At 72.1% G+C, this 26,933-nt stretch carries 30 protein-coding genes; 10 read left to right on the forward strand and 20 right to left on the reverse strand.

Annotated elements, in window-relative coordinates; translation table 11 throughout:
• Positions 1–227: hypothetical protein (locus AB0D44_RS30860; RefSeq protein ID WP_362597057.1), on the reverse strand; the 227-nt coding region annotated here is incomplete at its 3' end.
• On the opposite strand from AB0D44_RS30860, the gene aceE reads away from it, so the two are divergent.
• Positions 169–2,853, forward strand: coding sequence for a pyruvate dehydrogenase (acetyl-transferring), homodimeric type (gene aceE, locus AB0D44_RS30865; RefSeq protein ID WP_362597059.1), 2,685 nt, complete (start codon positions 169–171; stop codon positions 2,851–2,853). The genes AB0D44_RS30860 and aceE overlap by 59 nt on opposite strands.
• Positions 2,854–2,965: 112 nt before the next feature.
• The gene (locus tag AB0D44_RS30870; protein ID WP_362597062.1) at positions 2,966–3,484 is read left to right on the forward strand and encodes a DUF4240 domain-containing protein; all 519 of its coding nucleotides are present in this window, start codon (positions 2,966–2,968) and stop codon (positions 3,482–3,484) included.
• Positions 3,485–3,625: 141 nt separating this feature from the next.
• Here AB0D44_RS30870 and AB0D44_RS30875 read toward each other — a convergent pair whose 3' ends face one another.
• The gene (locus tag AB0D44_RS30875; RefSeq protein ID WP_362597065.1) at positions 3,626–4,396 is read right to left on the reverse strand and encodes an SDR family oxidoreductase; all 771 of its coding nucleotides are present in this window, start codon (positions 4,394–4,396) and stop codon (positions 3,626–3,628) included.
• An 86-nt stretch (positions 4,397–4,482) separates the two neighbouring features.
• Here AB0D44_RS30875 and AB0D44_RS30880 point away from each other — a divergent pair, with 86 nt between their 5' ends.
• Positions 4,483–5,136: a TetR family transcriptional regulator gene (locus AB0D44_RS30880; RefSeq protein WP_362597067.1), complete on the forward strand. Its 654-nt coding sequence runs from the start codon at positions 4,483–4,485 to the stop codon at positions 5,134–5,136.
• Positions 5,137–5,193: 57 nt separating this feature from the next.
• On the opposite strand, the gene AB0D44_RS30885 is transcribed toward AB0D44_RS30880, so the two are convergent.
• A complete protein-coding gene (locus tag AB0D44_RS30885; protein WP_362597070.1) occupies positions 5,194–5,703 on the reverse strand; it encodes a hypothetical protein in 510 nt (169 codons plus the stop codon).
• Positions 5,704–5,846: 143 nt separating this feature from the next.
• Positions 5,847–7,256: a type I glutamate--ammonia ligase gene (gene glnA / locus AB0D44_RS30890; protein WP_362597073.1), complete on the reverse strand. Its 1,410-nt coding sequence runs from the start codon at positions 7,254–7,256 to the stop codon at positions 5,847–5,849.
• 186 nt (positions 7,257–7,442) lie between these two features.
• Between glnA and AB0D44_RS30895 the strand changes: the two genes are divergently transcribed.
• Positions 7,443–7,910, forward strand: coding sequence for an RDD family protein (locus AB0D44_RS30895; RefSeq protein ID WP_362597076.1), 468 nt, complete (start codon positions 7,443–7,445; stop codon positions 7,908–7,910).
• A gap of 92 nt (positions 7,911–8,002) precedes the next feature.
• Here AB0D44_RS30895 and AB0D44_RS30900 read toward each other — a convergent pair whose 3' ends face one another.
• The 11 genes from AB0D44_RS30900 to AB0D44_RS30950 form a co-directional block, all read right to left on the reverse strand.
• Positions 8,003–8,701, reverse strand: coding sequence for a DUF4191 domain-containing protein (locus tag AB0D44_RS30900; RefSeq protein WP_362597079.1), 699 nt, complete (start codon positions 8,699–8,701; stop codon positions 8,003–8,005).
• A gap of 10 nt (positions 8,702–8,711) precedes the next feature.
• Positions 8,712–8,909, reverse strand: a complete 198-nt coding sequence (locus AB0D44_RS30905; protein ID WP_362597137.1) for a hypothetical protein — start codon at positions 8,907–8,909, stop codon at positions 8,712–8,714.
• 227 nt (positions 8,910–9,136) lie between these two features.
• Positions 9,137–10,087: a lipoyl synthase gene (gene lipA, locus AB0D44_RS30910; RefSeq protein WP_362597082.1), complete on the reverse strand. Its 951-nt coding sequence runs from the start codon at positions 10,085–10,087 to the stop codon at positions 9,137–9,139.
• Positions 10,088–10,219: 132 nt separating this feature from the next.
• Complete coding sequence (lipB, locus tag AB0D44_RS30915; RefSeq protein WP_362597085.1) at positions 10,220–11,017, reverse strand: lipoyl(octanoyl) transferase LipB; 798 nt, start codon at positions 11,015–11,017, stop codon at positions 10,220–10,222.
• A gap of 43 nt (positions 11,018–11,060) precedes the next feature.
• On the reverse strand, positions 11,061–11,357 hold the full coding sequence (locus AB0D44_RS30920; protein WP_362597088.1) for a hypothetical protein: 297 nt from the start codon (positions 11,355–11,357) through the stop codon (positions 11,061–11,063).
• A 220-nt stretch (positions 11,358–11,577) separates the two neighbouring features.
• Positions 11,578–11,727: a tyrosine-type recombinase/integrase gene (locus AB0D44_RS30925; RefSeq protein WP_362597091.1), complete on the reverse strand. Its 150-nt coding sequence runs from the start codon at positions 11,725–11,727 to the stop codon at positions 11,578–11,580.
• 379 nt (positions 11,728–12,106) lie between these two features.
• Entirely contained in the window at positions 12,107–12,529 is a 423-nt protein-coding gene (locus AB0D44_RS30930) for a hypothetical protein (protein WP_362597094.1), read from the reverse strand.
• 70 nt (positions 12,530–12,599) lie between these two features.
• Positions 12,600–13,031 (reverse strand): hypothetical protein, encoded by a 432-nt coding sequence (locus AB0D44_RS30935; protein WP_362597097.1) that lies wholly within the window; start codon positions 13,029–13,031, stop codon positions 12,600–12,602.
• Positions 13,032–13,385: 354 nt separating this feature from the next.
• Positions 13,386–14,216, reverse strand: a complete 831-nt coding sequence (locus AB0D44_RS30940; RefSeq protein ID WP_362597100.1) for a helix-turn-helix transcriptional regulator — start codon at positions 14,214–14,216, stop codon at positions 13,386–13,388.
• On the reverse strand, positions 14,213–14,734 hold the full coding sequence (locus AB0D44_RS30945; RefSeq protein ID WP_362597103.1) for a DUF6879 family protein: 522 nt from the start codon (positions 14,732–14,734) through the stop codon (positions 14,213–14,215). The genes AB0D44_RS30940 and AB0D44_RS30945 overlap by 4 nt, the downstream gene beginning before the upstream one ends.
• Positions 14,721–14,912 (reverse strand): hypothetical protein, encoded by a 192-nt coding sequence (locus AB0D44_RS30950; RefSeq protein ID WP_362597106.1) that lies wholly within the window; start codon positions 14,910–14,912, stop codon positions 14,721–14,723. The genes AB0D44_RS30945 and AB0D44_RS30950 overlap by 14 nt, the downstream gene beginning before the upstream one ends.
• A gap of 384 nt (positions 14,913–15,296) precedes the next feature.
• Between AB0D44_RS30950 and AB0D44_RS30955 the strand changes: the two genes are divergently transcribed.
• Positions 15,297–16,736 (forward strand): regulator, encoded by a 1,440-nt coding sequence (locus tag AB0D44_RS30955; protein ID WP_362597108.1) that lies wholly within the window; start codon positions 15,297–15,299, stop codon positions 16,734–16,736.
• A gap of 192 nt (positions 16,737–16,928) precedes the next feature.
• Here AB0D44_RS30955 and AB0D44_RS30960 read toward each other — a convergent pair whose 3' ends face one another.
• From AB0D44_RS30960 to AB0D44_RS30970, 3 genes are all read right to left on the reverse strand, one after another.
• A complete protein-coding gene (locus AB0D44_RS30960) occupies positions 16,929–18,200 on the reverse strand; it encodes an FAD-dependent oxidoreductase (RefSeq protein ID WP_362597111.1) in 1,272 nt (423 codons plus the stop codon).
• Positions 18,201–18,418: 218 nt separating this feature from the next.
• Positions 18,419–19,306, reverse strand: a complete 888-nt coding sequence (locus AB0D44_RS30965; RefSeq protein WP_362597114.1) for a TIGR01777 family oxidoreductase — start codon at positions 19,304–19,306, stop codon at positions 18,419–18,421.
• A gap of 662 nt (positions 19,307–19,968) precedes the next feature.
• Positions 19,969–20,685, reverse strand: a complete 717-nt coding sequence (locus AB0D44_RS30970; RefSeq protein ID WP_362597139.1) for a VIT family protein — start codon at positions 20,683–20,685, stop codon at positions 19,969–19,971.
• Between the two features lie 134 nt (positions 20,686–20,819).
• Between AB0D44_RS30970 and AB0D44_RS30975 the strand changes: the two genes are divergently transcribed.
• Positions 20,820–21,908 carry a PP2C family protein-serine/threonine phosphatase gene (locus AB0D44_RS30975; RefSeq protein ID WP_362597117.1) on the forward strand — a complete coding sequence of 363 codons (1,089 nt, stop codon included), beginning with the start codon at positions 20,820–20,822 and terminating at the stop codon, positions 21,906–21,908.
• Between the two features lie 75 nt (positions 21,909–21,983).
• Positions 21,984–22,868, forward strand: coding sequence for a thermonuclease family protein (locus tag AB0D44_RS30980; RefSeq protein WP_362597120.1), 885 nt, complete (start codon positions 21,984–21,986; stop codon positions 22,866–22,868).
• A gap of 93 nt (positions 22,869–22,961) precedes the next feature.
• On the opposite strand, the gene AB0D44_RS30985 is transcribed toward AB0D44_RS30980, so the two are convergent.
• On the reverse strand, positions 22,962–23,213 hold the full coding sequence (locus AB0D44_RS30985; RefSeq protein ID WP_362597123.1) for a hypothetical protein: 252 nt from the start codon (positions 23,211–23,213) through the stop codon (positions 22,962–22,964).
• A 139-nt stretch (positions 23,214–23,352) separates the two neighbouring features.
• Here AB0D44_RS30985 and AB0D44_RS30990 point away from each other — a divergent pair, with 139 nt between their 5' ends.
• On the forward strand, positions 23,353–23,724 hold the full coding sequence (locus AB0D44_RS30990) for an ArsC/Spx/MgsR family protein (protein ID WP_362597126.1): 372 nt from the start codon (positions 23,353–23,355) through the stop codon (positions 23,722–23,724).
• A gap of 14 nt (positions 23,725–23,738) precedes the next feature.
• Here the strand turns inward: AB0D44_RS30990 and AB0D44_RS30995 are convergent, their stop codons facing one another.
• A complete protein-coding gene (locus tag AB0D44_RS30995) occupies positions 23,739–24,629 on the reverse strand; it encodes an alpha/beta hydrolase (protein WP_362597128.1) in 891 nt (296 codons plus the stop codon).
• A gap of 67 nt (positions 24,630–24,696) precedes the next feature.
• Here AB0D44_RS30995 and AB0D44_RS31000 point away from each other — a divergent pair, with 67 nt between their 5' ends.
• A complete protein-coding gene (locus tag AB0D44_RS31000) occupies positions 24,697–25,188 on the forward strand; it encodes a MarR family transcriptional regulator (protein WP_362597131.1) in 492 nt (163 codons plus the stop codon).
• Positions 25,185–26,876 (forward strand): PLP-dependent aminotransferase family protein, encoded by a 1,692-nt coding sequence (locus AB0D44_RS31005; protein ID WP_362597134.1) that lies wholly within the window; start codon positions 25,185–25,187, stop codon positions 26,874–26,876. The genes AB0D44_RS31000 and AB0D44_RS31005 overlap by 4 nt, the downstream gene beginning before the upstream one ends.
• Positions 26,877–26,933: the final 57 nt, after the last annotated feature.

Below are 26,933 nucleotides of genomic sequence, written 5' to 3' on the forward strand. Positions count from 1 at the left end.
AAGAGGGACTCCATACCGAAGGTACGGGCCTCGTCGGGGACGATCGGCACCCAGCGCTTGCCGGTCTCCTTGTCCCGCATCAGGGCCTCAACCAGGCCCGCCGACCCTGTCCTGCCCGTCAGGGATATTTTCACCACCTCTCCTTTGTCCGGAAGGCGGCGCACACCGATGTCCGACCCCGTAGGAAAGCTTCCGAGCGAGCTCGACCAGCTCCCGGACCGCGACACCGAGGAGACCGCCGAATGGGCGGCCTCCCTCGACGCCGTCGCCCAGGCCGCCGGTACGCGCCGCGCCGAATACCTGCTCCGCCGCACCCTCCAGCACGCCGAAGCCGCCGGCCTCGCCCTGCCGAAGCTGCTGGAGACGGACTACGTCAACACCATCCCCACCGCCGCCGAGCCCGACTTCCCGGGTGACGAGGCGATGGAAGCCAAGATCACCGCCTGGAACCGCTGGAACGCGGCCGCCATGGTGACCCGCGGCTCCAAGTACGGCGTCGGCGGCCACATCGCCACCTTCGCCTCCGCCGCGTGGCTGTACGAGACCGGCTTCCAGCACTTCTTCCGCGGGAAGGAGGCCGACGGATCGGGCGACCAGCTCTACATCCAGGGCCACGCCTCCCCCGGCATCTACGCCCGTGCCTTCCTCGACGGACGCATCTCCGAGCAGCAGCTCGACAACTTCCGTCAGGAGTCCGGCGGCAACGGCCTGCCGTCCTACCCGCACCCGCGGCGCCTGCCGTGGCTGTGGGAGTTCCCGACGGTGTCCATGGGCCTCGGCCCGCTCTCCGCGATCTACCAGGCGCGCTTCAACCGCTACCTGCAGAACCGCAGCATCAAGGACACCGCGAACTCGCACGTCTGGGCCTTCCTGGGCGACGGCGAGATGGACGAGCCCGAGTCGACCGCCGCCCTGGCCCTCGCCTCCCGCGAGCAGCTCGACAACCTGACCTTCGTCATCAACTGCAACCTGCAGCGCCTCGACGGCCCGGTCCGCGCCAACTTCCGCGTGGTCCAGGAGCTGGAGGCCCAGTTCCGCGGCGCCGGCTGGAACGTCATCAAGTCGCTGTGGGGCTCCGCCTGGGACGAGCTGTTCCAGCTCGACACCACGGGCGCCCTGGTACGCCGCCTGCGCGAGGTACCGGACGCGCAGTTCCAGACGTACGCGACCCGCGACGTGGCCTACATCCGCCAGCACTTCTTCGGCGTCAACGCCGAGCTCGTGCAGCTGGCCGGCGTGCTCTCCGACGCGAAGATCGCCGAGTGCTTCCACAGCTCGCGCGGCGGCCACGAGCCCCGCAAGGTCTACGCCGCCTACAAGGCCGCCCTGGAGCACAAGGGCGCGCCGACGGTCATCCTCGCGCAGACCGTCAAGGGCTACACGCTGGGCGCCGGGTTCGAGTCGAAGAACGCGAACCACCAGATGAAGAAGCTGACGATCGACGAGTTCAAGGACATGCGCGACCTCCTTGGCCTCCCCATCCCGGACAGCGCCTTCGAGGACGGCCAGGTCCCGTACGGCCACCCGGGCGCGAACAGCCCCGAGGTGCAGTACCTGAACGAGCGCCGCGCGGCCCTCGGCGGCCCGGCCCCGGCCCGCAAGGTCCACCACGTGGCCCTGCCCGCCCCGGCCGAGCGCTCCTTCGCCCCGCTGCTCAAGGGCTCCGGCAAGCAGGAGATGGCCACCACCATGGCCTTCGTCCGCCTGGTCAAGGACCTGATGCGGGACAAGGAGACCGGCAAGCGCTGGGTGCCGATCGTCCCCGACGAGGCCCGTACCTTCGGTATGGAGTCCCTCTTCCCCTCGGCCGGCATCTACTCGCCGCTGGGCCAGACGTACGAGCCGGTCGACCGCGACCAGCTCATGTACTACAAGGAAGCCAAGGACGGCCAGATCCTCAACGAGGGGATCACCGAGGCCGGCGCCATGGCCGACTTCATCGCCGCCTGCACGTCGTACGCGACGCACGGCGAGCCGATGATCCCGTTCTACATCTTCTACTCGATGTTCGGCTGGCAGCGCACCGCCGACCAGATGTGGCAGCTCGCCGACCAGCTCGGCAAGGGCTTCATCGTCGGCGCCACCGCCGGCCGCACCACGCTGACCGGTGAGGGCCTCCAGCACGCGGACGGCCACTCGCACCTGATCGCGTCCACGAACCCGGCGTCGCTCAACTACGACCCGGCCTTCGCGTACGAGATCGCGGTGATCGTCAAGGACGGTCTGCGCCGGATGTACGGCGAGAAGCCGGAAGACGTCTTCTACTACCTGACGGTCTACAACGAGCCGAAGGTCCAGCCGGCCATGCCCGAGGGCGTGGAAGAGGGCATCCTCAAGGGCCTCTACCGCTTCAACACGGCGGCGGACCTGGCGGAGGCGGCCCCGGCCGCGGACGCCCCCAAGGTCCAGCTGATGGCCTCGGGCACGGCGATCCACTGGGTGCTGGAGGCGCAGCAGCTGCTCGCCGCCGACTGGAACGTGGCCGCGGACGTCTGGTCCGCCACCTCCTGGGGCGAGCTGCGCCGCGACGCGCTGGAGTGCGACGAGGCGCTGCTGCGCGGCGAGGTGCGCACCCCGTACGTCACCCGCGCGCTGGAAGGTGCCGCGGGCCCGGTCCTGGCCGTGTCCGACTGGATGCGCCAGGTCCCGGACCAGATCAGCCAGTGGGTCGAGCAGGACTACACCTCGCTCGGCACGGACGGCTTCGGCCTGTCCGACACCCGTGAGGGCGCCCGCCGCCACTTCGGCGTCGACGCCCAGTCGATCGTGGTGGCCGCGCTGGCCCAGCTCGCCCGCCGCGGCGAGGTACCGGCGTCCTCCGTCAAGGAGGCCCGGGAGCGCTACGGCCTCTGAGCCGCGTGACCGGGCGTGAAAGGCCGGTGTCCACCCCGAAAGGGTCGGACACCGGCCTTTCGCCGTACGCGCGGTGGCGGCGCGGGGGCGAACCCGTGATGCTGGAGCGGTGATGGACGAGACGGAGTTCTGGGAGATCGTCGACCGTACCCGCGAGGCCGCCGACGGCGACCCCGAGGAACACGCCGAGCTGCTCGTGGAGCGGCTGGGCCAGCTCGACCCCGACTCCGTCCTGGACTTCGCCCGGCACTTCGAGTCGCGGTACAACCGGGCCTACACCTGGGACCTGTGGGGGGCGGCGTGGGTGCTGCTCGACGGGGCGAGCGACGACGCCTTCGACTACTTCCGCTGCTGGCTGATCGGCCAGGGCCGCGAGGTCTTCGAGGGCGGGGTGCACGATCCCGACCAGCTCGCGGAGCTGCTGGGCGAGTTCGACGAGGAGATCGACGGCGACGGCGAGGAGCTGGGGTACGCGGCCGACGAGGCGTACGAGCAGCTGACCGGGTCGGTGGCCCCGGACCTGGGCATCCCCCTACAGCCGGCCGAGCCGGAGGGCACCCCGCTGGACTTCGAGAACGAAGCCGTGCTCGCGGAGCGCTTCCCCCGGCTCTGGGACCGCTTCCGGGGCTGACGCCCCTCGCGAGGCCGGTGCCCGGCGGGCCTTGGCGCGTGCCTGCGTGCCCCCCTGGTGGTGCGCGTACCGCCGAGTGGTGCGTACCGCCGAGTGGTGCGTACCGCCGAGTGGTGCGTACCGCCGAGTGGTGTGTACCGCCTAGTAGTGCGTACCGCCGTCGATGCGGATCTCCGTGCCGGTGATGAACGCGCCGTCCTCGGAGCCCAGCATCGCGACGACGCCCGCCACGGTCTGCGGGCCGGCGAAGCCCTGGCCGATGGCCGGGGCGAGCTTGGCGAACAGGGACCAGTCGGTGTCCTCGGGCAGGCCGGGGCCGTTGCCGGTGGTCATGCCGCTCTCGATGGAGCCGGGCGCGACGGACACGAAGCGCAGGCCCTGCTTGCTGTACTCGGCCGCCAGCGCGTGGGTCATGGACTGGATGCCGCCCTTGCTGGCCGCGTAGGCGGACATGTAGGGGTGGGCGAAGGACGCCGAGGTGGAGCTGAAGTTCACCACGACCGGCTGGTCGCCCGCCAGCAGCGCCGGGAGCGACTCGCGGATCATGAGGAAGGTGCCGGTCAGGTTGACCCCGATGACCTGGTTCCACAGGTCGAGCGTGGTCTGGTGGGTGTGCGCGGAGCGCAGGATGCCGGCGGCGTTGACGAGCACGTCGATCCCGCCGAGGGCGCCGACCGCGGCGGCCACGCCCTCCTTGACCGCGTTCTCGTCGGATATGTCCAGTACGGCGGTGGTGAGGCGGTCCTGGTGGCCGTCGGCCGCGGCCGTGTCGGCGGTGGCCTTGAGACCGGCCTCGCTCACGTCGACCGTGTGCACCCGGCCGCCCTCGGCGAGGATCCGGTGGACAGTGGCCCGGCCGATGCCGGAGCCGCCGCCGGTGATGAGGACGCGACGTCCTTCGTAACGGTTCATGGGGTGAGCGTACCGAAGCGATGACACGGTTTGCCAGGGTGACAAAGAGTGCAAGTCGTGTTGCTTGCGAGAGGTACGCTCAGTGCGTGAGATCCCCTCGTCCGTACTCTCCGCAGGCCGGCCCCGGAGCCCAGTCGCTGACCGAGCGCCGCAAGGCCGCCACACAGCTCGACATCGCCCGAGCGGCCTGCGAACTCTTCGCCGAGCACGGCCCGGACGGCACCACCGCCGAGGACATCGCCCACCGCGCGGGCGTGGCGCTGCGTACGTTCTACCGCTACTTCCGCAACAAGCAGGAGGCGGTGGCCCCCCTGCTCGCGGTCGGCGGCGACGCCTGGCGCGCCCTGCTCGCGGAGGAGGATCCCGGCACGCCGCTCGCCGAAGCCCTGGAGCGCGCCGTCACGCGGACGCTGAGCGAACCCCAGGCGGTCGAGGAGGGCCTGGAGGTGACCCGCGGACTGCTGCGCGCGGCGGAAGGCGACGACGCCCTGCGGGCGGTCTGGTACCGCGTGAACCAGGACTCCGAGGAGCGCCTGGTCCCGGTGATCGCCCGACTGGCCGGCCCGGATGCCGACCCCCTGGACGTCCGCCTGCTGGCCGCGGCGGCGACGGACGCCATCCGGATCTCGCTGGAGCTGTGGTCGACCACGGACGCCCCGCTCTCCGGGCCCGGCTCCCCCACGCAGCTCGCGCTGCGCTGCCTGCGGGACCTCACGGGCGCGATGCCCTTGTTCCGCTGAGCCCAGCGGAACAAGGGCATCGGGTCGGGCCGGAGGTCCCGGCTCCGGCGGCCGGCCTCAGTGGCCGCCACCCCAGTTGCCGTTGCCACCGTCGCCGCCGTCGCCGCCGCGACCGCCGCCCCAGTCGCCGTTGCCCCAGTCACCGCCGCCGTCGCCGCCGCGGCCGTTGCCCCAGTCACCGCCGCCGTCGCCGCCGCGGCCGTTGCCCCAGTCGCCGTTACCGCCGCGGCCGTCGTTCCAGTTCCAGTTCCCGTCACCGCCACGACCGGAGTCGTTCCAGTTCCAGTTCCAGTGGGAGTCGTTCCAGTTGCCCCAGTCGTAACGGTGGTACCGGCCGTCGCCCCCGTTGCCGCCGACTCCGCCGTCGTCCCAGCACCAGCTCGGGCGGTCCCGCCAGTCCCGGTTGCAGCACTCGTCCCAGCGCCAGTCGCTCCAGCGCTCTTCCGAGCACCTCCACCAACCGCCTCCGCCGCCGGCGGAAGTGGCCGAGGCCGTGCCGACCGGCATCAGGCCGATGGCGACTCCGGCGGCGCCCGCCATGGCTGCCGCAACGATCCTACGGCGCATCTTCATGCACCTCCCGCACAATGTCTCGCTTATCGGGCCTTTAGGGTCATTTCCACCCTGGCCCGGCCCCGTCGACCTGTCAAAGCAGAAAGGCCCCCCGCCGCACTCCACGGAGTGCGGCGGGGGGCCTTTCACCAGGCTTTTTACAGGTCGAAGTACAGCTCGAACTCGTGCGGGTGCGGACGCTGCGCGATCGGGGCGATCTCGTGCGTGCGCTTGTAGTCGATCCAGGTCTCGATCAGGTCCGGGGTGAAGACACCGCCGGCCAGGAGGTACTCGTGGTCCTCCTCCAGGGCCTTGAGGACGTCCTCGAGGCTGGTCGGGACCTGCGGGACGCTCGCGTGCTCGTCGGGCGAGAGCTCGTAGAGGTCCTTGTCGATCGGCTCCATCGGCTCGATCTTGTTCTTGATGCCGTCGAGGCCCGCGAGGAGCAGCGCCGAGAAGGCGAGGTACGGGTTCGAGGACGGGTCCGGCGCGCGGAACTCGACGCGCTTGGCCTTCGGGTTCGAGCCCGTGATCGGGATGCGCATGGCGGCGGAGCGGTTGCGCTGCGAGTACACCATGTTGACCGGAGCCTCGAAGCCCGGCACCAGGCGGTGGTAGGAGTTCACCGTCGGGTTGGTGAAGGCCAGCAGCGACGGGGCGTGCTTGAGGATGCCGCCGATGTAGTAGCGGGCGGTGTCCGACAGGCCCGCGTAGCCGGCCTCGTCGTAGAACAGCGGGTCGCCGTTGGCCCACAGCGACTGGTGCACGTGCATGCCCGAGCCGTTGTCACCGAAGATCGGCTTCGGCATGAAGGTCGCGGTCTTGCCGTTCTTCCAGGCGACGTTCTTCACGATGTACTTGAAGAGCATCAGGTCGTCGGCCGCGGCCAGCAGCGTGTTGAACTTGTAGTTGATCTCGGCCTGGCCACCGGTGCCGACCTCGTGGTGCTGGCGCTCGACCTGGAGGCCCTGGGCGTCCAGCTCGAGGGAGATCTCGGCGCGCAGGTCGGCGAAGTGGTCGACCGGGGCGACCGGGAAGTAGCCGCCCTTGTAGCGGACCTTGTAGCCGCGGTTGTTCTCCTCGGAACCGGTGTTCCAGGCGCCGGCCTCGGAGTCGATGTGGTAGAAGCCCTCGTTCGCGGAGGTGGCGAAGCGCACGCTGTCGAACACGTAGAACTCGGCCTCGGGGCCGAAGAACGCGGTGTCGGCGATGCCGGTGGAGGCGAGGTACGCCTCGGCCTTCTTCGCGATGTTGCGCGGGTCGCGGCTGTAGGCCTCACCCGTGATCGGGTCGTGGATGAAGAAGTTGATGTTGAGCGTCTTGTCCTTGCGGAACGGGTCCAGGCGCGCGGTGGTGATGTCGGCGCGCAGCGCCATGTCGGACTCGTGGATCGCCTGGAAGCCGCGGATGGAGGAGCCGTCGAAGGCGAGCTCCTCCGCCGGGTCGAATGCCCGAGCCGGGATGGTGAAGTGCTGCATCACACCAGGCAGGTCGCAGAAGCGGACGTCGACGAACTTGACGTCGTTCTCCTCGATGTACTGCTTCACTTCGTCGGCGTTCTGGAACATCCAACTCCTCCTACTCCCGGTCCCCGGGGGAGGGACGGGCTTTATAGCTCGTGGTGCGTCAGTGCGGTGCCGCACGCTGACCCGACCATAGGCAGACGGGATTTCTCCAGCATGACCCATTTGTTTCGCACAAGTTAACCAGGGTCCCGGCCGAGGGTCGCAAAGCCGCACCGGTACGGTGGTCGGGTGGACAACAGGCAAGCAATCGGATCGTGGCTCTCCGGCCCTCGCGCGGCCGCCGAGGAGATGGGCGTCGACTTCGGCTACCCCGGCCAGCGGCTCGGCCTGCCGCAGCACGGGTCCGGCTCGGTGGCGCGGTTCGGCCGCCGTCTGGGGGCCGTCGTCCTCGACTGGGCGGGCTGCCAGGTGATCGCCTACGGGCTGATCACGGGCGGCGACCTCGGCGCGGCGGGCAACTGGACGCTCGGGCTCTTCCTGGCCCTGAGCATCCTAACGGTGGGCACCGTCGGTTTCACCCCCGGTAAGCGGATCGCAGGTCTGCGGGTGATCGCGGAGGAGGGCGGCCGCCTGGGCATCGCCCGGGTGCTGCTGCGCACGCTGCTGCTGGCCCTGGTCATCCCGGCGCTGATCTGGGACCGCGACGGCCGCGGCCTGCACGACCGGCTGGCGCGCGCCGTCCAGGTCCGCATCTAGAACGCGCGGGACGGAACGAACGGGGGCGCCCCCCGAGCCGGTGGCCGGCTCGGGGGGCGCCCTGTTTCGTATACGAAAATCAGCTCAGCGGGTCAGCGCATCTTCCCGCCGCGCGGCATCCGCATGCCCTTGGGCATCGGGCCCTTCGGCAGCGGCATGTTGGACATCAGGTCACCCATGGCCCGCAGCTTGTCGTTGACCTGGGTGATCTGCGGGCCGGCCAGCACGCGGGGCAGCTTGAGCAGGGTGGTGCGCACCTTCTTGAGGGGCACCTCGCCCTCGCCCGTGCCCACGATGAAGTCGTGCACCGGCACGTCCGGCATGATCCGGGCCAGCTTCTTCTTCTCGTTCGCGAGCAGCGGCTTCACCCGGTTCGGGTTGCCCTCGGCGATCAGCACGACGCCGGCCTTGCCGACGGCCCGGTGGACGATGTCCTGCTGCCGGGTCATCGCGACGGCGGGAGTGGTCGTCCAGCCCCGGCCCACGTTGTCCAGCACGGCCGCGGCCGCTCCCGGCTGGCCCTCCATCTGCCCGAAGGCAGCCCGCTCGGCCCGTCGCCCGAAGACGATCGCCATCGCGAGGAACGCCACCAGGAAGCCCAGGATGCCCAGGTAGACCGGGTGGTCGATCAGGAAGCCGATCGCAAGAAAGACACCGAAGGTGACGATTCCCACGCCCGCGACGATCAGACCGACCTTCGGGTCGGCCTTGCGCGTCATCTTGTACGTCAGGGCGATCTGCTTCAGTCGCCCGGGGTTCGCAGCAGTCTCTGCGTTTGACTTCCTCGCCATAGAGCGAAGTTTACGTGGCCTGCGGGGCCCGGGTCGCCGCGGCCTCAAGTACGTGTTCGGTTTCGACCCGGTCCTGGGCCCTGCGGCGGTCTTCCAGCACGGCCGTCCAGGCGTTGCGCCGGGCGCCGCTCATGAGCAGCGACTCGATGCCGCGGAAGGCGTCGGAGAGAGTCGGGATGGCGATGGCGCGTACGGGCGCGGCCTGCATGATGTCGATCCCTTTCACGGTGCTCACGTCTGCATGCGGGGTGTTCGGTGCGTGTGCGGTGTGTGCGGTGCGTGGACCCATCGTCACTGATTGGTGTTACCAGCGCATGACCAGCCGGTCAAACGTTTTCGAAACATTGACGCGGCCCACCGGAACTCTTTCCTGGAAAAGAGCCTAGGGGCCGCGCCAATGCGGTGTTACTGCCTAGTAGGAGTTTGTGCGCGAGTTCACACGGACGCCGCACGCTTCTGCATCGCCTGGGTGTACAGACGTCCCGCCCGGTACGAGGACCGGACCAGCGGGCCGGACATCACGCCGGAGAAGCCGATCTCCTCGGCCTCCTTCGCCAGCTCCACGAACTCGGCCGGCTTCACCCAGCGCTCCACGGGGTGGTGCCGCGGCGAGGGCCGCAGGTACTGGGTGATGGTGATGAGCTCGCAGCCGGCCTCGTGCAGGTCCTTCAGGGCCTGCGAGACCTCCTCGCGCTCCTCGCCCATGCCGAGGATCAGGTTCGACTTCGTGACCAGGCCGTAGGCGCGCGCCTTGGTGATCACCTCGAGCGAGCGCTCGTAGCGGAAGCCGGGGCGGATCCGCTTGAAGATCCGCGGCACCGTCTCGACGTTGTGCGCGAAGACCTCGGGACGGGAGGCGAAGACCTCCTCCAGCAGCTCCGGAACCGCGTTGAAGTCGGGGGCCAGCAGCTCGACCTTGGTGTGCCCGGCCTCGCGGCCCGCGGTCTGCTGGTGGATCTGGCGCACGGTCTCCGCGTACAGCCAGGCACCGCCGTCGGCCAGGTCGTCGCGCGCGACGCCGGTGATGGTGGCGTAGTTGAGGTCCATGGTGACCACGGACTCGCCCACGCGGCGCGGCTCGTCACGGTCCAGGGCCTCGGGCTTGCCCGTGTCGATCTGGCAGAAGTCACAGCGCCGGGTGCACTGGTCGCCGCCGATGAGGAAGGTGGCCTCGCGGTCTTCCCAGCACTCGTAGATGTTCGGACAGCCGGCTTCCTGGCACACCGTGTGCAGTCCTTCGCCCTTCACCAGGGCCTGCATCTTGGTGTACTCGGGGCCCATCTTCGCCCGGGTCTTGATCCACTCGGGCTTGCGCTCGATGGGGGTCTGGCTGTTGCGGACCTCCAGGCGCAGCATCTTGCGTCCGTCGGGTGCGACTGCGGACACGACCGGCTCCCTGTGACTTCGATTGTTCGGGCGCCCACCAGGGTACGCCCGTAATTTCGTACGCTCTTACGTCGGCCAACCTGCGAGGCGCCGGAGGCATTCCCCGGCAGCCGCCTCGCGGCCGCCGGGGGCCTAACCCGCGGCGGGCTCCGTCTCGCGCGGCTTGAGCTCCGCGTGCTCCAGTACGTCCTTCAGGTGCCGCTCGACGACCGGCAGCACCTCGGCGATGGTGATCTCGCGGCCCAGTTCGTACGAGAGCGAGGTCACACCCGCGTCGCGGATGCCGCAGGGCACGATCCGGTCGAACCAGGTGTTGTCCGGGTTCACGTTGATCGCGAAGCCGTGCATCGTGACGCCCTTGGCGACGCGGATGCCGATGGCGGCGAGCTTGCGGTCCTCGCGGCGCTGGCCGGCGTTGGACGGGGCGTACTCGGGGCCGTTCAGCCGGGGGTCGAACTCCTCGTCGTGCAGCCGCGGGTCCAGGTCGAGGGAGAGCCCGCCGATCATGGGGCGGTCCTCCACCGGGTCACCGAGCACCCACACGCCGCTGCGGCCCTCCACCCGGGTGGTCTCCAGACCGAACTCGGCGGCGGTGCGGATCAGCGCCTCCTCCAGGCGGCGCACGTGGGCGACCACGTCCACCGGTCGGGGCAGCTTCATGATCGGGTAGCCGACCAGCTGGCCAGGGCCGTGCCAGGTGATCTTGCCGCCGCGGTCCACGTCGACGACGGGCGTGCCGTCGAGCGGGCGCTCGCTGGGGTCGGTACGCCGGCCTGCGGTGTAGACCGGCAGGTGCTCCAGCAGCAGGCAGGTGTCCTCGATCTCGTCCGCGAAACGGGCGGCGTGCACCCGGCGCTGCTCTTCCCAGGCCCGGGTGTACTCGACGGATTCCGGTCCGAAGCCCAGATGGACAAACCCAAGCTCAGCCACCGCAGCGCCTCCTCGTTGAACCTGCTGTGTGCACGTATCGCACTCAGCAAGGGTACGGCGGCCCCTCCGCAGGCCCCGGCGGGGGCCACGGCAGCTGCTTCGGCCGGCGTCGGCCCTTCGGCGGGCGGTCCGGGTCCTCGTCCGCCCGCGGCAGCCTCCGGTGGCCCTCCGAGTGGTCGTTGACCCAGCCGCACACCCCGCACGCGTACCGGCCGTCCAGCCCCGCGATGTAGGTGCCGCACCGCCGGCACTCCGCCTCGGTCAGCTCGGGCGGCGTCAGGGGGGCGGTGGATTCGGGACGCTCCTCGGGAAGGTGCGCCCGATGGGGCCGGCGGGTCATGGGCGCAGCGTACGCGGGGGGAGGGGGTCGGTCCGTAAAGCGCCCTACCGATTCTGCACACAAACGAGTGAGTGTGGCTTTGACCTGCGCGTATGGACTGCTCCATGTGCTAATGCCAGCACATCTCAGCACGGGGTCATCACCGGTGCTGAGTCGCCGTTACGCGGCCGGCCCCATGATCCCGTCGAGACGTTCACGGCCTGGACCATGGAGTCCGGCGTCATGCGCCCGTGTCGGCAGTAAGGGTGAGGGAGGCGTGTCCGAGCCGGTGGGACACGGCCGGGAGGGGCAGGCCGTTCAGGAGACATGTCGAGGCGAAGCAGTGCCGTAGGTCGTGGGCGCTCCACTCGTGCCGCACGGTGGCGGGCACCTGCCGCCACGCGTACCCGAAGTCGTCCCGGGCCGCGAGGCAGCTCGGGAAGAGCCATCTCGTCCACGGCGGGGGACGGCATGGGCGGGAGCAGGGCCTTGCTGAACGGACAGATACTTCCGTCTGTCTACGTTGAAGTTTCCGTGCCCTGGCACGTCCTTTCGAAGGCGACGGCCTTACCGTCCTTGAGGGGCGATGTGGGCCGTTGTGCAAGAGCTTGCCATCACGGGGCCGAACGTGATGCTTGCGTTCTAGGCGCTGGGGCCACCTCCTAACGTTAGGAGGTGGCCTACTTCGAGTTGGTGTTCCCGCGGCGAGGCCGGCGGGCGGGGCCAGTGACTTGGGGAGTTCCGCGCAGCCGATCCTCAACTCGGCATAGCTACACCTTGTAGATGGGCTCGTACGCCGCTACCTGCTCCGGGGTGACCTCCTCGACCGTGAGGTTCCCGGTCCACAGGTGGTCGCGGTAGCAGTACCCGTGAAGCTCAGCCCGTCGCCCTGGGGTGACCTTCCACGTACCGGCGGGCAGCTTCACCACCACGTCGCTGCCGCACGCCAACGACCGGCTCGCCTGCGCCATGATCCAGCGCGCATGGTCAGCAGGGCCTTCCGTCTCCCTGCACATCTTCCGGGCCGTGTCCCATAGCCGCCCCCACTCGACGCCAGGTGTCAGGGGACCGACGATCGCCACTTCTCCGATGTTCCGGCTGTCCAAGGAGTGGGTGGCGTAGCCGTACACGGTGCCGAACATCCGGAACACGGTGACGCGGCTTTGCCCTGCCAAGGGCTCAACAACTGCCATGCGGCTAACCTCTGTTCATGGGTGAGCCCCGGGCGCATTAGCCGCACCCGGGGCTCATCTCTCGGGCGAATCAGCAGCCGTCGCCGTCGCCGCAGCAGGCCGGGGGGTTGCAGTCCTTCGCGGCCCCCCACAGCCGCTCATCCAGGTGGAACCCGGCGGCCTTGACGCGGTCGGCCACGGACCCGATCAGGGGGCGGGTACGAACGGTGGCCTTGGGCTCGTGACCGAGGAAGAACCCGAACTGCTCCTCACACCAGGCGGCGTACGCCTGCGTGTGGAGGACGAACGAGTGCCACCCGGGGTCAACGGCGTCCGACGGGGTCATGTCGAAGGCGCGGGTGTCGCCCATGACCTTGAGGAAGGCAAGGGCCTGGTCCACGATCCGCCGGGCGGTGGACAGCTCGTGTCCGTACTCCTCCGCGCAGAACTCAGAGATCTTCTCGAACAGCTCGGGACTGACGAGGTCCCGCCCGTGCCGTAAGGCGACGGGTGATTCCAGCATGGTCGTCACAGTGAGATTCCCTCTCTCGACGGTTGGGGGCTGGTTACGCGGCGGGCGGGGGCGGCCACTTCGCTCCGCCGCCGTCGCCGGACTTGTCGCCGGGGTCGGTCATCGCTGCACCTCCTCTCGGCTCGCGGCCGGGAGGGGTGCGGTCCCCGCCAGAGGGCCCTTCGCCGCAGAGCGCTCCTCGTCCCACTTCTGGCCCCTGGCGCAGCTGGCGGGAGGCTGCGGCCACGGGGGCATGAAGAGCTTTGCTGCCTGTTGCTGTGCCGTCGTTGCTGCCGCCATCACCGCACCCCTTCACGTCACCCTCGCTGCGTCGGCAGCAATGGTGACCAGGGCCGGAGACAGTTCCTAGCCGGTTTCCTGTTCCCTCAAAAACCCGTCCCGGATGCCTTCAACGAGGCTCCGCATTTCATCGCCGGACACCGCCGCTTTCTCGAATCCTTCGAACTTCCGGACGTACATTTCAACGTCGCGCGGATCCGTGACGACTATCTCGGCGTGCACCGTCTCAACGGTCACCATGCGGTCGTCTCGGACGACGAAGGCGTGATTGGCGATGTCCGTCTGCGGGGCGGACAGCGGCACGACCCTGATGTCTACGTGCGCGAGGCGGGACATGGAGACGATCCGGTCGAGCTGCGCGGCCATCATCGGGGGCGGGACGATCCGCCACCGAAGGACGGGTTCGGTGATGACGAAGCGGAGCTTCTTCGTGCTGTCGAACAGCACCGCCTGACGTTCAAGCCTGCCGCTGATCGTGCGCGTGAGGGCGTCCTCGCTCAGGTCATGGCGCTGAAGGACGGCGCGAATGTATTCGGGCGTCTGGAGCAACCCGGGTACCAGAGCGGGCTGGAACAGCCTCAGGACGGCCATCTGAGCTTCCAGGGCCTTCGCCGCCTGCTGGCCCTTGTGGATGCCGGCCCGCTTGAGGAGACGCCACGCGGTGGCCTCAGTGGTCGCCGCGCGGGCAGCTTCCGTGTACTCGGCCTTGATGGCGTCAGAGACGCCTATGGCGGTCAGGATGCGCTCCACGTCCGTGGCGCTCGGCAGGAGGTTGGCGTTCTCAATCTTGGAGAGCTTGGACGGAGACATGAGGGCGCTACGGGCGACTGCTTTGGCTTCCTTGCCCGATGCCTCTCGCAGTGCCCGCAGCGCGGCCCCGAGCTGTGCCTTGTTCACTCGCCGTACTTGGCCCACCAGTCGGTGAACGGCACCGCGTGGGCGAGTGCCGTTTCCCGGTAGGCGACATAGGCGGCAGCCTCGTCCTGTGGCAGAACGTCGGCGCCGAGGTACGCCCCGGCGCCGTCGTACCGCATCACGGCCGTGTCCTTGGAGTCGAAGAGCCAGAAGTCCGGAACAGCGTCGAGCGGGTTCGGGGCGTCCGTAACGTCAAGGATGAAGAACTCTTCCCCGCCGGTCATGTTCGTCCGGTAGCCCCACCCCAGCTCGAATCGGAGGTACTCCGTGAGAGGCCGCTTGAGGACGTGCACGCGGTACACCCGCTTGCCCTCGTGCGTGAGTCCTCGGAGTTCTTCGACCCATCCGGCGTTGTAGCCCTCAGGCCGCTCCTGGCCGTCCTGGAAGGCCCGGTAGGCATCAACGTTCCCGGAGCCGCTGTAGTCGTCCAGAGTCTCCAGGCGGAAAGCTTCGTGCTGGAACCGCTCGAAGAGTTCGGCGAGGGTGCTAGAAGAGGCCATCGGCAATGGCCTTCTTGATCAGCTCGACGGGGATCTCCACGAGGGTTTCGTGAGCGGGAATCTTGAGCCCATGGTCGTCGGGCGTCTCGCCCTGCACGAGGAACGTACCTCGGTCGGTGGCGTAGATCGTCGGGCAGTCCTTCAGGTCACAGGTGCTGATCAGCTTGGTCACCTTCATGGCTCCGGTTCCCCTCTCCCGTTCGGCGTAGTGCCGCGTTCGATGCTCCCGACCCTGTGACCCCGGGGTCAAGCGATGACGATTGAGAGAACGGGAAACTGGCCCGGACAGCAGAAGACCCCCGACCTTGTGGCCGGGGGGTCCCGCTTTGAAATCCAGCACGGTGCCGACGCTATACCTATCCAGTATTGACCTATCTCGATGCGTCAGTAATCGGTCAACGATCCTTCCTGGCCACAGCTCACTGTCCACCCCAGGTCCTGTTCTGCACACGATCGGATGAATGTGGGGCAGAGAGGGCGGTGTGGACGAGGTTCGCCGCTACATTCACGCCGTTCACAGGGCCGGGACCCCGGTCCGTCACGTCAGGAGACCGTGGAGCCGATGACGGAACGACCTGCCCAGCGCGTCCCCAACCGGCAGCTCGCGGCGCTGATCGCGGAAGCCGGGTTCTCCAACGCCGGGCTCGCCCGCCGCGTCGATCAGCTGGGCCTGGAACACGGTCTCGATCTGCGGTACGACAAGACCTCCGTGACGCGGTGGCTGCGCGGGCAGCAGCCGCGCGGCACCACCCCGGCGCTGATCGCCGAGGTCTTCACCCGGCGCCTGGGCCGGCGGCTCTCCGCGCAGGACCTGGGTCTGGACGCCTGCGCGCCCGTCTACGCGGGCCTGGAGTTCGCCGCCACCCCGGAGGAGGCCGTGGACATCGCCAGCGGCCTGTGGCGCAAGGACTCCGGATCCCACGCCGAACTTCGGAAGATCGCCTTCACCCCGGCCGGGCTGGTCGTGCCCAGCCGGGACTGGCTCATCGGTCGGGCCGACGAGCGCGTGGGGCGGGGCGCAGACCCGGCAGCCGCCCGGGTCCCGGTACAGGGGCGGGCCTCCGTGCCCCGGCAGCGGCAGATCGACCGGGGACCCGGGCAGCGGGTGACGGGCGGCGACATCGCGGCCCTGCGCTCGGTCAGCGAGCTCTTCCGCGCCCTGGACCACGCCTACGGCGGCGGGCACGCCCGGCAGGCCCTGGTGCGGTACCTGGAACACGAGGCCGAGCCGATGCTCCGCGGGACGTACGGGGAGACCACCGGGCGGCGGCTGTTCTCGGCCGCCGCCGATCTGACCCGGCTCGCGGGCTGGACCTCGTACGACATCGCCGCACACGGTCTCGCCCAGCGGTACTTCGTGCAGGCGCTGCGGCTCGCCCAGGCCGCCGGGGACCGGCCGTACGGCTCGTACGTGCTGGTCACCATGAGCCGGCAGGCGGTCTACCTGGGCCACGGCCGGGAGGCGGTGCAGCTGGCCCGGGTCGCCCAGCAGGGCGTCGGCTCGGGTCCCCCGCCGGTGGTGCAGGCGCTGCTGCACTCGGCGGAGGCCCGGGGGCACGCGGTCCTCGGCGAGGTCCGGGCGTCGACGGCCTCGCTGGTGCGGGCCGAGCGGGCGCTGGGCGCGGCCCGGCCGGGGGACGACGTGCCGCACTGGGCGCGGTACTTCGACGAGGCTCAGCTGGCGGACGAGTTCGGGCACTGCCACCGGGATCTCCAGCAGTACCGGGCCTCGGCGCAGCACGCGGAGCGCTCGCTCCAGCTGCGGGCTCCGGCGTACGCGCGCTCGCGCCTGTTCTGCCGGGTGGTGCTGGCCACGGCCCGGCTGGGGCTGGGCGAGCTGGACCAGGCGTGCGCGCTGGGGGCGGAGGCGGCGCAGCAGGCGATGGAGATGCGGTCGGTGCGGGCGGTGGAGTACGTACGGGACTTCGAGCGGCGGCTGGAGCCGTACCGGGACGCGTCCGCGGTGCGGACGTACCGGGACCGGGTCGCGGCGCTGTCGTGACGCGGGGCGGCCGGCCGGGGGCCCCGGCTGGGGCTCCGGGCGGAGGCTCCCGGGCGGGGGCTCCGGGCGGGGGCTCCGGGCGGGGGCTCCGGGAGGGGGCTCCGGGCGGGGGCTCCGGGCGGGGGCTCCGGGCGGGGGCTGCCTCGGACGCCGGCGGGGCTGGAGGTGCCCCGCCGGCGTCGTCGACCGGTCTCAGGCCGCTACCCGCAGGGCCGGTTCCGGGGTGGCCGGCAGCGGGATGCCGAAGTCGCGCAGGACCGCGTTGGTGGCGCGGCGCGCCGAGTGCAGGGCGCCCTGGACGGTGTTGCTGTCGCGGTGGTCCCCGCACACGTACAGCCCGGCCAGGACGCGCACCGGGCGCCGTACGTCGTAGGGCGGGGGCATGGCGGGGAGGGCCTCCGGGGTGTGGTGGACGGCCAGGACCTCCCAGTCGCGGGTGGACGTGTCGTAGAGCCGGGCGAGACGGGAGGCGACCGTACGCGCCGGGGGCGGCGGGCCGAGCACGGTGGTGGTGACCAGGCTGCGGCCGGCCGGGGCCCGCGTCGGGTCGACCGCGCTCATCACGGCGGTGTGCGAGACGGGCCACGCGGGGTCGCCGTCCAGGAGCAGCGAGCCGTCCCAGGGCAGCGGTGCGGCGGTGGCGTGGTGCAGGACGGTGACCTCGTGGAAGTCGGGCACGCGCAGACCGGGCAGGAGTTCGGCGGCGGCCCGGGCGCCGGTGGCCAGGAGGACGGAGCGGCAGCTGAAGTCGCCGTGCTCCTCGGTGGTGACCAGGTTGGTGGCCACCGACCGGACCCGGACGCCGGTGCGGACGGTGCCGGGCGGCAGGCCCGCGGCCAGGCGGTCGGGCAGGGCCGCCGTGCCCCCCTCCGGCACGGCGAGGCGCCCGCGGGCGAAGGTGCGCAGGGCCAGGTCGGCGACCCGGCTGGAGGTGGTGAGGTCCGGGTCGCGGAGCAGGGTGGAGAGCAGCGGCCGGAGCACTCCGGCCGCGGTGCGCGGTGGCAGGCCGCGGGAGCGCAGGGCGGCCAGGGCGGTGCGTTCGGGCCGGGCCAGCAGGCGTTCCTCGGGCAGGGCGGCGAGCCGGCCGAGTGCGGCGCTGAGCCGTGCCTGGTCGAGGGAGCCGCTGGCGAGGGCGCGGGCCGGCGTGAGGGATCCGGCGCGGAGCTGTTTTCCTTCGGTGTGGACCAGGACCCCCGGCGCGAAGTTGCGCAGGGTCAGGCCCGCCAGGCCCGGGGTGCGTTCGAGCTCCGGGTAGGCGGTGTTGAGCAACTGGCCGATCCGGTCCAGCCGGAACCCGTCGGCCGAAACGGTGGCCATCCGGCCGCCGGAGTCGCCCGCGGCCTCCAGGACGGTGACCGTGACCCCCGCTGCGATCAGGTGGTGCGCGGCCGCGAGTCCTGAGACTCCGGCTCCTACGATGACGACGTCCGCACGGTGTGCGGAATGGTGTGAGCTGCTGAGCACGTGCCCCTCCCCGAGGTCGGCGCGGCTGTGTCTCGACCTCCTTCCCCCAACCGGCTCGAGGGGAACCCGAGTTGGCGGGGGTATTGCGGGATTGTGGTCAACTCCGGTCGCACGGCGGTCGCATCCGGGTCACAAACGGTCGCACGCTGGTCGCATGCCGGTCGGGGCTGCCGGGGCTGCCGGGGTCGGCGAGCCCGCGCGGCCGGACCCGACGGGCCTTACAGGGCGGCGCGGAGGGCGTCCTCGATGCCGGGGTGGCGGAAGACGAAGCCGGACTCCAGCAGCCGGGCGGGCCGGGCCCGCTGGCTGCCGAGCACGTCCTCGGCGAGCTCCCCGAGCACGGTGCGCAGGGCCACCGCCGGTACCGGCAGCAGCGCCGGCCGGCGCAGCACCCGGGCCATGGCCTCGGTGACCTGGCGGTTGGTCAGCGGCTCGGGGGCGGTGAGGTTGACGGGGCCGGCGAGGCCGGGGGTGTCGATGATGTGGCGCAGGGCGGCGATCTCGTCGTGGAGGGAGATGTACGACCAGTACTGCCGGCCGTTGCCGAGCCGCCCGCCGATGCCGGCGCGGAACAACGGGAACAGCTTCCCCCAGGCCCCGCCCTCGCGGGCGACGACCAGGCCGGTACGGGCGAAGGCGGTACGGATCCCGGCCGCGCGGGCCGGTTCCGCGGCGGCTTCCCATTCCACGCAGACGGAGGGCAGGAAACCGTGCCCCGCCGGGGCGTCTTCGTCGACGACCCGGTCGCCGGTGTCCCCGTAGTAGCCGACCGCCGAGCCGCTGACGAGCACGGCGGGCGGCTCGTCGAGGGCCGCGGCCGCCTTGGCGATCGCGGCGGTTCCGAGCACCCGGCTGTCCCGGATCTCCTTCTTGTACGCGGCGGTCCAGCGGTGTTCGCCGATCCCGGCCCCGGCCAGGTGCACGACGGCCGCGCAACCGGCCAGAGCGGCGGGGTCGACGTGGCCGCGGGCGGGGTCCCACCGCGCCTCGTCGCCCGCGGCGGGCGGACGGCGCACGAACCGCACCACCTCATGCCCGTCCGCCCGGAGGGACCGCACGAGGGCGCTGCCGATGAGTCCGGTCGAACCGGTGACCGCGATACGCATGCGGCCATCCTCGCCGATGCGGGGCCCCTGCGGGGGGCTCGGCGGGGGGGTGGCCTGGGCCGCTGCGCCCGGGGACGGGCCCGCAGCGACCCCGCCCGGGGCGCGGGGCCCGCACCCCCCGCCCGGGCCGCGGGCCCGCACCCCCGGCCCGGGGCGCGGGCCCCCGCGGCCTCGCCCGGCACGCCGGGCGCCTGCGGGGGGCTCGGCCGGCGCCCCGGGCGGGGCCGCTGCGGGCGAGGGAGGCCCGGCCGCGCGGCCTCACCGGCACGCCGCCGAGGGGCGGGGCGGGCGGGGCCGCGGGCCGGGCTGGCGCCCGCGGGCCGGGCTGGCGCCCGGGGGCCGGGCGGGCGCCCGGGGGCGGGGGCCGGGGGTCGGGCCCGGGGGTCGGGGGCGGACGCCCGTGGCCGGGCCGGCCCTCGGGGGCGGGGAGCCAGGGCCGGCGCCTGCGGCCCGGGGGCCGGGCGGGCTGGAGCAAGGGCCGACGGCAGCGGCCCGGGGGCCAGGCGGGCGCCCATGGCCGGGGCTGGAACCAGGGCCAACGGCAGCGGCCCGGGGGCCCGGGCTGGAGCCAGGGCCAGCGCCTGGGGCCTGAGGGTCGGGCGTGGGCCCGGGGGCCGGGGGTGGGGCCGGGGGGCCGGCCGGTCCCGCCGCGGCGGGGGTGGTCAGGTTGTGGTGCCGAGCCAGGTGCCCACCGCGTAGGTGACGGCCATGGCCAGGGCGCCGCCGGCCACGTTGCGCAGGACCGCGCGGAGCGCAGGGGCGCCGCCCAGCCGGGCGCTGATCACGCCGCAGAGGGTGAGCGCGGCGAGGACGGCCGCGGCCGTGACCGGGACGCGGGCGGACGGGCCGGGCAGGACGATCGCCAGCAACGGCAGCAGCGCCCCCACCGTGAAGGCGATGAAGCTGGCGAAGGCGGCGTGCCACGGGTTGGCCAGCTCGTCGGGGTTGATCCCGAGCTCCACCCGGGCGTGGGCCCGCAGCGCGTCCCGTTCCGTCAGCTGCTCGGCGGCCTCCCGGGCCAGCTCCCGGCTCAGCCCGCGCGCGGTGAGCAGGCCGGTGAGCTCCTCGAGCTCCGCCTCCGGCTCCTCGGCCAGCTCCCGGCGCTCCATCTCCAGCGCGGCCTGTTCGGAGTCCCGCTGCGAGCTGACCGACACGTACTCCCCGGCCGCCATGGACAGCGAGCCCGCGAGCAGCCCGGCCACGCCCGCCGCCAGGATCGCCGCCCGCGAGGTGGTGGCCCCCGCCACGCCGACCACCAGGCCGGCAGTGGAGATGATCCCGTCGTTGGCTCCGAGCACCCCCGCGCGCAGCCAGTTCAGCCGCGTACTGATGTCCGCACTCGGCGAACCGTCGCCGCTGCCACCGCCGTGCGCCTCGATGTGCGCCCACGTCGGGGCCTTGCCCGGTGCATCGTCTTCCGTCACGCCACCACTGTCCTGGTACGGGCCGCGCCGGGCCACCCGACGGGCGGGTCCGGGGTGCGCGCGCCTGGCCCCCGTACCAGGGTGGAGGGGTGAGACGCGGACGCGAGGAGCGGGGCCGGCTGCGCGGGGAGCCACCGCCGCGCTGGGCCCGGCTCGCGCCCGCGGTGGCCCTCGTGGTGCTGGTCCTCGCGCAGGTGCTCACTCCGGGCGACGTGGAACTCGGCTACTTCCTGGCGGGCCTGCCCCCGGTGGCCGCCTTCGCTTACGGAGCGGCCGGCACCGCGTTCTTCGCCGCTCTGGTCCTCGTGCTGCTCGGCGTGCCCGGCCTCGGTGTCACCCACGCCCCCCAGGGCTCGGACCTGGCCACGGTGGCGGCCGTCGGGCTGCTGAGCGTGGTGATCGCCTGGGTGCGGCGGCGCCGGGACGCCCAGCTGGTCAGCGTACGGACGGTGGCGGAGGCCGCGCAGCTGGCGGTCCTCCCGCCGGTCCCGGAACGGGTGGGTGCGGTGCGTTGCTCGGGCCTCTACCGGGCGGCGCAGCGCGGCACCCTGGTCGGCGGCGACCTGTACGACGTGCGGGCCGGCCCGTTCGGGGTCCGGGCGCTGGTCGCGGACGTACAGGGCCACGGACTGGCGGCGGTCGGCACGGTGGCGGCGCTGCTCGGCGCCTTCCGGGAGGGGGTGCTCGACGACGCGGGCCTGGCGGCGGTGGCGACCCGGCTGGACCGGCGGCTGGCGTCGGACGCGGCGGCCGCCCCCGACGGGCACCCCGAGTTGTTCGCGACGGCCCTGCTGCTGGAGTTCCCGCCCGGGCTGGACCTCGTACGGATCGTCTCGTGCGGGCATCCGCCCGCCCTGCGCCTGCGCGGGCCGGCGGTCGAGGAGGTGGCCGTGGACCCGGGGCCGCCGCTGGGCCTGGGGCTCGCGGGACCGGCCCCGCCACCGGTGACGGAGCTGGCGGTGCGCACCGGGGACCGCTTCCTGCTGCACACCGACGGGGTGACCGAGGCCCGGGACGCGACGGGGCACTTCTACCCGCTGGCGACACGGCTGACCGTGGTCGCCCGGGATCCGGCGGGCCTGGTCGGGGCGGTCTGGCAGGACCTCGTGGCCTTCACGGACGGCGGACCGCGAGACGACGTGGCCCTGCTGTTGCTGTCCCCGGACGGCCCCGCATGACCGCGCCACCACGAAGACGCCTGTACCGTACGTGACCGTCGAGCACACACAGTGATGACGACGGTGGGAGACACCATGTCCATGCTGCTGATCAAAGGCACGTTCCGGGTACCGCCCAGGTCCAAGCCGGACGGCGACACCATCCCCTTCATCCCGGACAACCTGGCCGACTGGAAACTGGTGCCCGGGCGCGAACCGATCGCGCCCGCACCGGACGGCCGCGTCAGCGTCCGGCTGGAGGCCGTCGACGCGCTGGAGACCCACTACGAGGGCGCCTACGGACCGGAACAGCACCAACCGCTGGACTTCGCACACCGGGCTGCGAACGAACTGCTGGCGTGGGTCGGCTTCGCCAGCGTCGACCGCCACGAGGACGAGACCGTGGCCACCATCCCCGAGAGCGTGCCCGGCTTCATCCTCACCCGGGGCTCCGACATCTACGGTCGCTGCGTGGCGCTGGTCGGCCGCGGCGCCCCGCCCGCGTGCAGCGGTTACGAGGTCAGGGTCGACGAGGCCCTGCTGCGCAAGACGGCCAACTTCCACCTGATCTCGCTCGGCCTGGCCTACCCGACGTTCTACGCGGGCTTCCCCCGGGAGCTGCGCGAGGAGCTCACCACTGCGTCCCGGGCGGCGAGGGCGGCCAAGAAGGGGCTGTGGGCCGACGAGGTCGACGTGACCATGAAGGGCGCGAAGATCACCGGCATGTCCTCCATCACGGCGGCGAACGGAGCGGTCATCCTCCCGAAGCTGTTCCGCCGGCTGAAGGAATACCTGGACCTCAAGCCCTCGGAACCGCTGCTGAACTGCTTCCCCACCTACCTGGCCGGAGCCGGGGACGAGTTCCGCATCGTGTCGGAACGCGACGGGTTGGTCGGCCTGCACCGCGTGGTCGAGGTCATCAACGGCCACACCCTGAGGATGACGCGCCAGATCGAAGAGATCGTCTTCGATGAGAAGTGAAGTGACCCTCCCCCGGCCACCGGTCGGCCGGTGACGCCGGCCCGCCGGGACCACACCCCGGCGGGCCGACACCTCCCCAGTCGTCGCGGTCGCTCACGCCGCCTGGATGAACGCGCGCACCATCTTGCACGTGACGTTGGACGGCCGGTGGATGCCCGTCCGGACGGCCATCGTCCGGATCTTCCGGTTGGTGGCGCGCCGGGCGTCGTACGTCCCCGCGTCGAGCAGGGATATCGCCAGGCGCATCGCCTTGAGACGGCGGTTGTGGCTCTCGTACCACTCGCGGGGCAGGCCCGCCGGCAGTGGCTTCTTCTTGACGTGCTGAATGGTGGTGGCAGTGGCCATCTACAGCCTCCCAAACGGTAGTTGGCTTCCTGTCGTTCTCCCTCGATTTTACGGGGCACCACTGACAAAAGCCCTGGCCGCGACGGCCCTCCGACGGACTGCGACGACCCCCGGCGACGCCCTCGATAGGCTGGACGGCATGGAGATCTGGATCAATCCCGCCTGTTCCAAGTGCCGCAGCGCGCTGACCCTGCTCGACGCCGAGGGCGCCGACTACACCGTGCGCCGCTACCTGGAGGACGTGCCCTCCGAGGACGAGATCCGCGAGGTGCTCGGCCGTCTCGGGCTGGAGCCGTGGGACATCACCCGCACCTCGGACCCGCTGGCCAAGGACACCGGCGTACGCGACCTGCCGCGCGAGGACACCGACGCGGCGCGGGCACTGTGGATCGCACACCTGGCCGCGCACCCGAAGTTGATCCAGCGCCCGATCATCACCGCCGAGGACGGCACGGCCGTGGTGGCCCGGTCCGAGGAAGCGGTCCGCGAGGCCCTGTCCCGCAAGGGCTGAGCGGCCTCCACCGGCTAACCGGCGGCGACCAGCCGGGCGATGTGCCCGGCCGCAGTCAGCGGCAGCGCGTGGTGCGAGGTCCCGGGCAGGACGTCGACCCGCGCGTCCGGGAGCGCCCGGCGCGCGGCCCGCGCCGCCCGGTCGGCGTCGTGACAGCGGGCGCTGCCGGCGAACAGCACGTCGACCCGTGGGGGGACGGGCAGTTCACCGAGCCCGGTCAGGTCCGGGCGCGGCCCGGTGACCGGCCGGGCCGCGGGAAAGCGGGCGGTCTCGTCCTGGAGCCGCAGCCAGGCCGGGTCGAGCACCGCTCCGCCGCTCTCCCAGGCGAGGAAGGAGCGGATCCGCCCGGGGGTGGGCCGCACCAGCATGGGCAGCGCGCGCAGCACGTACCCGGGGCGGAGCCCCGCGAAGACCAAGGTCGGGTCGAGCAGGACCAGGCGGCCGAGCCGGGCGGGCCGGGCGACCGCGTAATGCGAGGCGATCCAGGCGCCGTAGGAGTGACCGCCGAGGGTGACGGGGCCGTCCACGCCGAGCCCGTCGATCACCGCGTCGAGCCATCCGACGAGGTCCCCGACGGCCCGGACCGCCCGTCCGGGCTCCGGCACGCTCAGCCCCGGGTCCCCCACCAGGTCCACGGCGCAGACCCGGTGGGTGCGCGCGAGCCCGGCGGCGGCGCAGGCGCCCCACACCATGGAGGTGGCCCCTCCGCCGGGCAGCAGCACCAGCGGCGGGGCCCCGGCAGGTCCGCAGAGGGTGACGCGGGTGAGGCCGTACGGGGTGGGCAGGTCGGCCGTCTCGACGGGTTCGGGCCACTGGGCCAGGGCGGCGCCGTAGGCGGCGCGGAAGGAGGGGGAGGGGGTACGGAAGGAGGGGGTGGTGGTGCGGAAGAGACGCGTTGGGGACACGGCTGACTCCAATGCCTCGTCAGGCGATAATCTCGCTCAACGAGAGATATTAGGAGACGGAGGCGATGTGAGCCAGGACCAGGAAGCCGAGAGCCGGGCGCCCGGCCCCGGGGAACCCGAGAACCTGCAGCTGGTGCACTTGCTGCGGGCCGTAACCGTAGAGTTCGGCCTGCGCCAGGCGCAGTTCGCCGCCCGCAACGGCATGCACCCCACCGATGTACGCGCCCTGATCTGCCTGTTGGACGCGGCCCGCGCCGGCGAGGCCGCCACGGCGGGCCTCCTCGGCACCCGGCTCGGCCTCAACTCGGCGGGCACCACCGCACTGATCGACCGGCTGGAACGGCTCGGCCACGTGGTCCGGGTCCGCGACGACCGCGACCGGCGCCGGGTCCTGCTGCGCGTGGAGCCGGAGGCGATCCGGCTGGGCCGGGAGTTCTTCGGCCCGCTGATCGACGGGGTGCTGGCGGTGCTGGACTCCTTCGACCCGACCGAAAGGGACACCGTCCGCCGCTTCCTGACGGCCACCCACACCGTCTTCGCACCGGAGGCCGAGGCATGACGGAAGCCGACGGCGGGACGGGCACCGACAGCGGCGAGGCGGGCTGCGACAGCGGCACGGGCACCGACAGCGGCGAGGCGGGCCGCTACAGCGGCACGGGCGCCGATCTGCATCTCGACCTCCCCGCGGGAGGGGCCCGGCGGACCGCCCTCGCCCAGGCCCTGCGCCACGCCGTCCGCAGCGGGCGGCTGGCCGGTGGGACGCGGCTGCCGCCGTACCGGACGCTGGCCGCCGACCTCGGACTGGCCCGCAACGCCGTCGCCGACGCCTACGCCGAACTGGTCGCCGAGGGCTGGCTCACCGCCCGGCAGGGCTCCGGGACCCGGGTCGCCGAGGGGGCCGCGGAACCCTCCGCGGGGCGAGGGGCCCGGCGGGGTGCCGCCGAAGGAAATACCGGGCGGGACGCCGGGCCGAACGGCGGACGCGACGCCGGAGGGATGGCGGGAGGGATGGCGGGCGGCATGGCGGGAGGGGCCGTGGGCGCGGGCCGGCCGGCCGCCGCGTCCGCGGCTCCCCGCTACGACCTGCTCCAGGGCAAGCCCGACCCGGCCTCCTTCCCCCGGGGCCCGTGGGCCGCCAGCGCCCGGCGGGCCCTCGCCGAGGCGCCCACCGATGCCTTCGGCCCCGGCGATCCGCACGGACGGCCCGAGCTGCAGCGGGCACTGGCCGCCTACCTGTCCCGGGCGCGGGGCGTGCGTACCGGACCGGAGAACATCGTGGTGTGCTCCGGCTTCGCCAACGGGCTGCGGCTCCTGGCATCCATCCGGCCCCGGGACTGGGCCCTCGAGGCGTACGGACTCCCCTTCCACCACGGCATCCTGGACGCCGCCGGGGTGCGCCCGCACCCCGTCCCGGTCGACGAGGACGGCGCGCGGACGACCGAACTGCCGACGCGGGCACGTACGTTGCTGCTCACTCCGGCCCACCAGTTCCCGACCGGGGCCCGCCTCCTGCCTGCGAGGCGTGCCGCCGCCGTGGAGTGGGCCCGGGCGACCGGCGGTGTGATCGTGGAGGACGACTACGACGGGGAGTTCCGTTACGACCGCAAGCCGGTCGGCGCCGTGCAGGGCCTGGCCCCGGAACACGTGGTGTACGCGGGCTCGCTGAGCAAGAGCCTCTCGCCGGCGCTCCGGCTCGGCTGGCTGGTGCTGCCGGACCGGCTGATCGACCAGGTCCTGGCGGCGAAGGGGCAGCGGGAGTCGTGGGCGAGCGCGCTGGACCAGCTGGCGCTGGCCGACTTCATCGACTGCGGCGCGTACGACCGGCACGTCCGCCGGATGCGGAAGCGCTATCGGGAGCGCCGCGACCAGCTGGTTTCGGTACTGGCCGCCCGCACCCCGGACATCCGGATCACCGGCATCTCGGCCGGGCTCCACGCGGTACTGGAACTCCCGCCGGGCACCGAAGCCCCGACCTTGTCGGCGGCCCGAAGGGCGGGCCTGGCCTTGGACGGCCTCTCCTCCTACCACCACCGAGCGGACCCGACCCTACCCCGCGAGGGCCTCGTGGTGGGGTACGCGGCACCCCCCAACTCGGCCTTCGCGAGGGCGGTGGAGGTCTTGGCGGGGGTGGTGGCGGGAGGGGTGGCGGGAGGGGTGGCGGGAGTGGGTGGGGCGGTGGCTTCGGGGGGCCTGATTCCGCACACTGCCGATCAGGGAGGGTTTGGGGGTTTCCCGCCAGTCCCATAGTCCTTCCGGGTCGGGCCGCCCTGTCAAGGGCGCTCCTTCGTCGCGTCGCTTCGCGAT

The sequence above is a fragment of the Streptomyces sp. NPDC048349 genome (assembly GCF_040651925.1).
Lineage (GTDB): Bacteria > Actinomycetota > Actinomycetes > Streptomycetales > Streptomycetaceae > Streptomyces.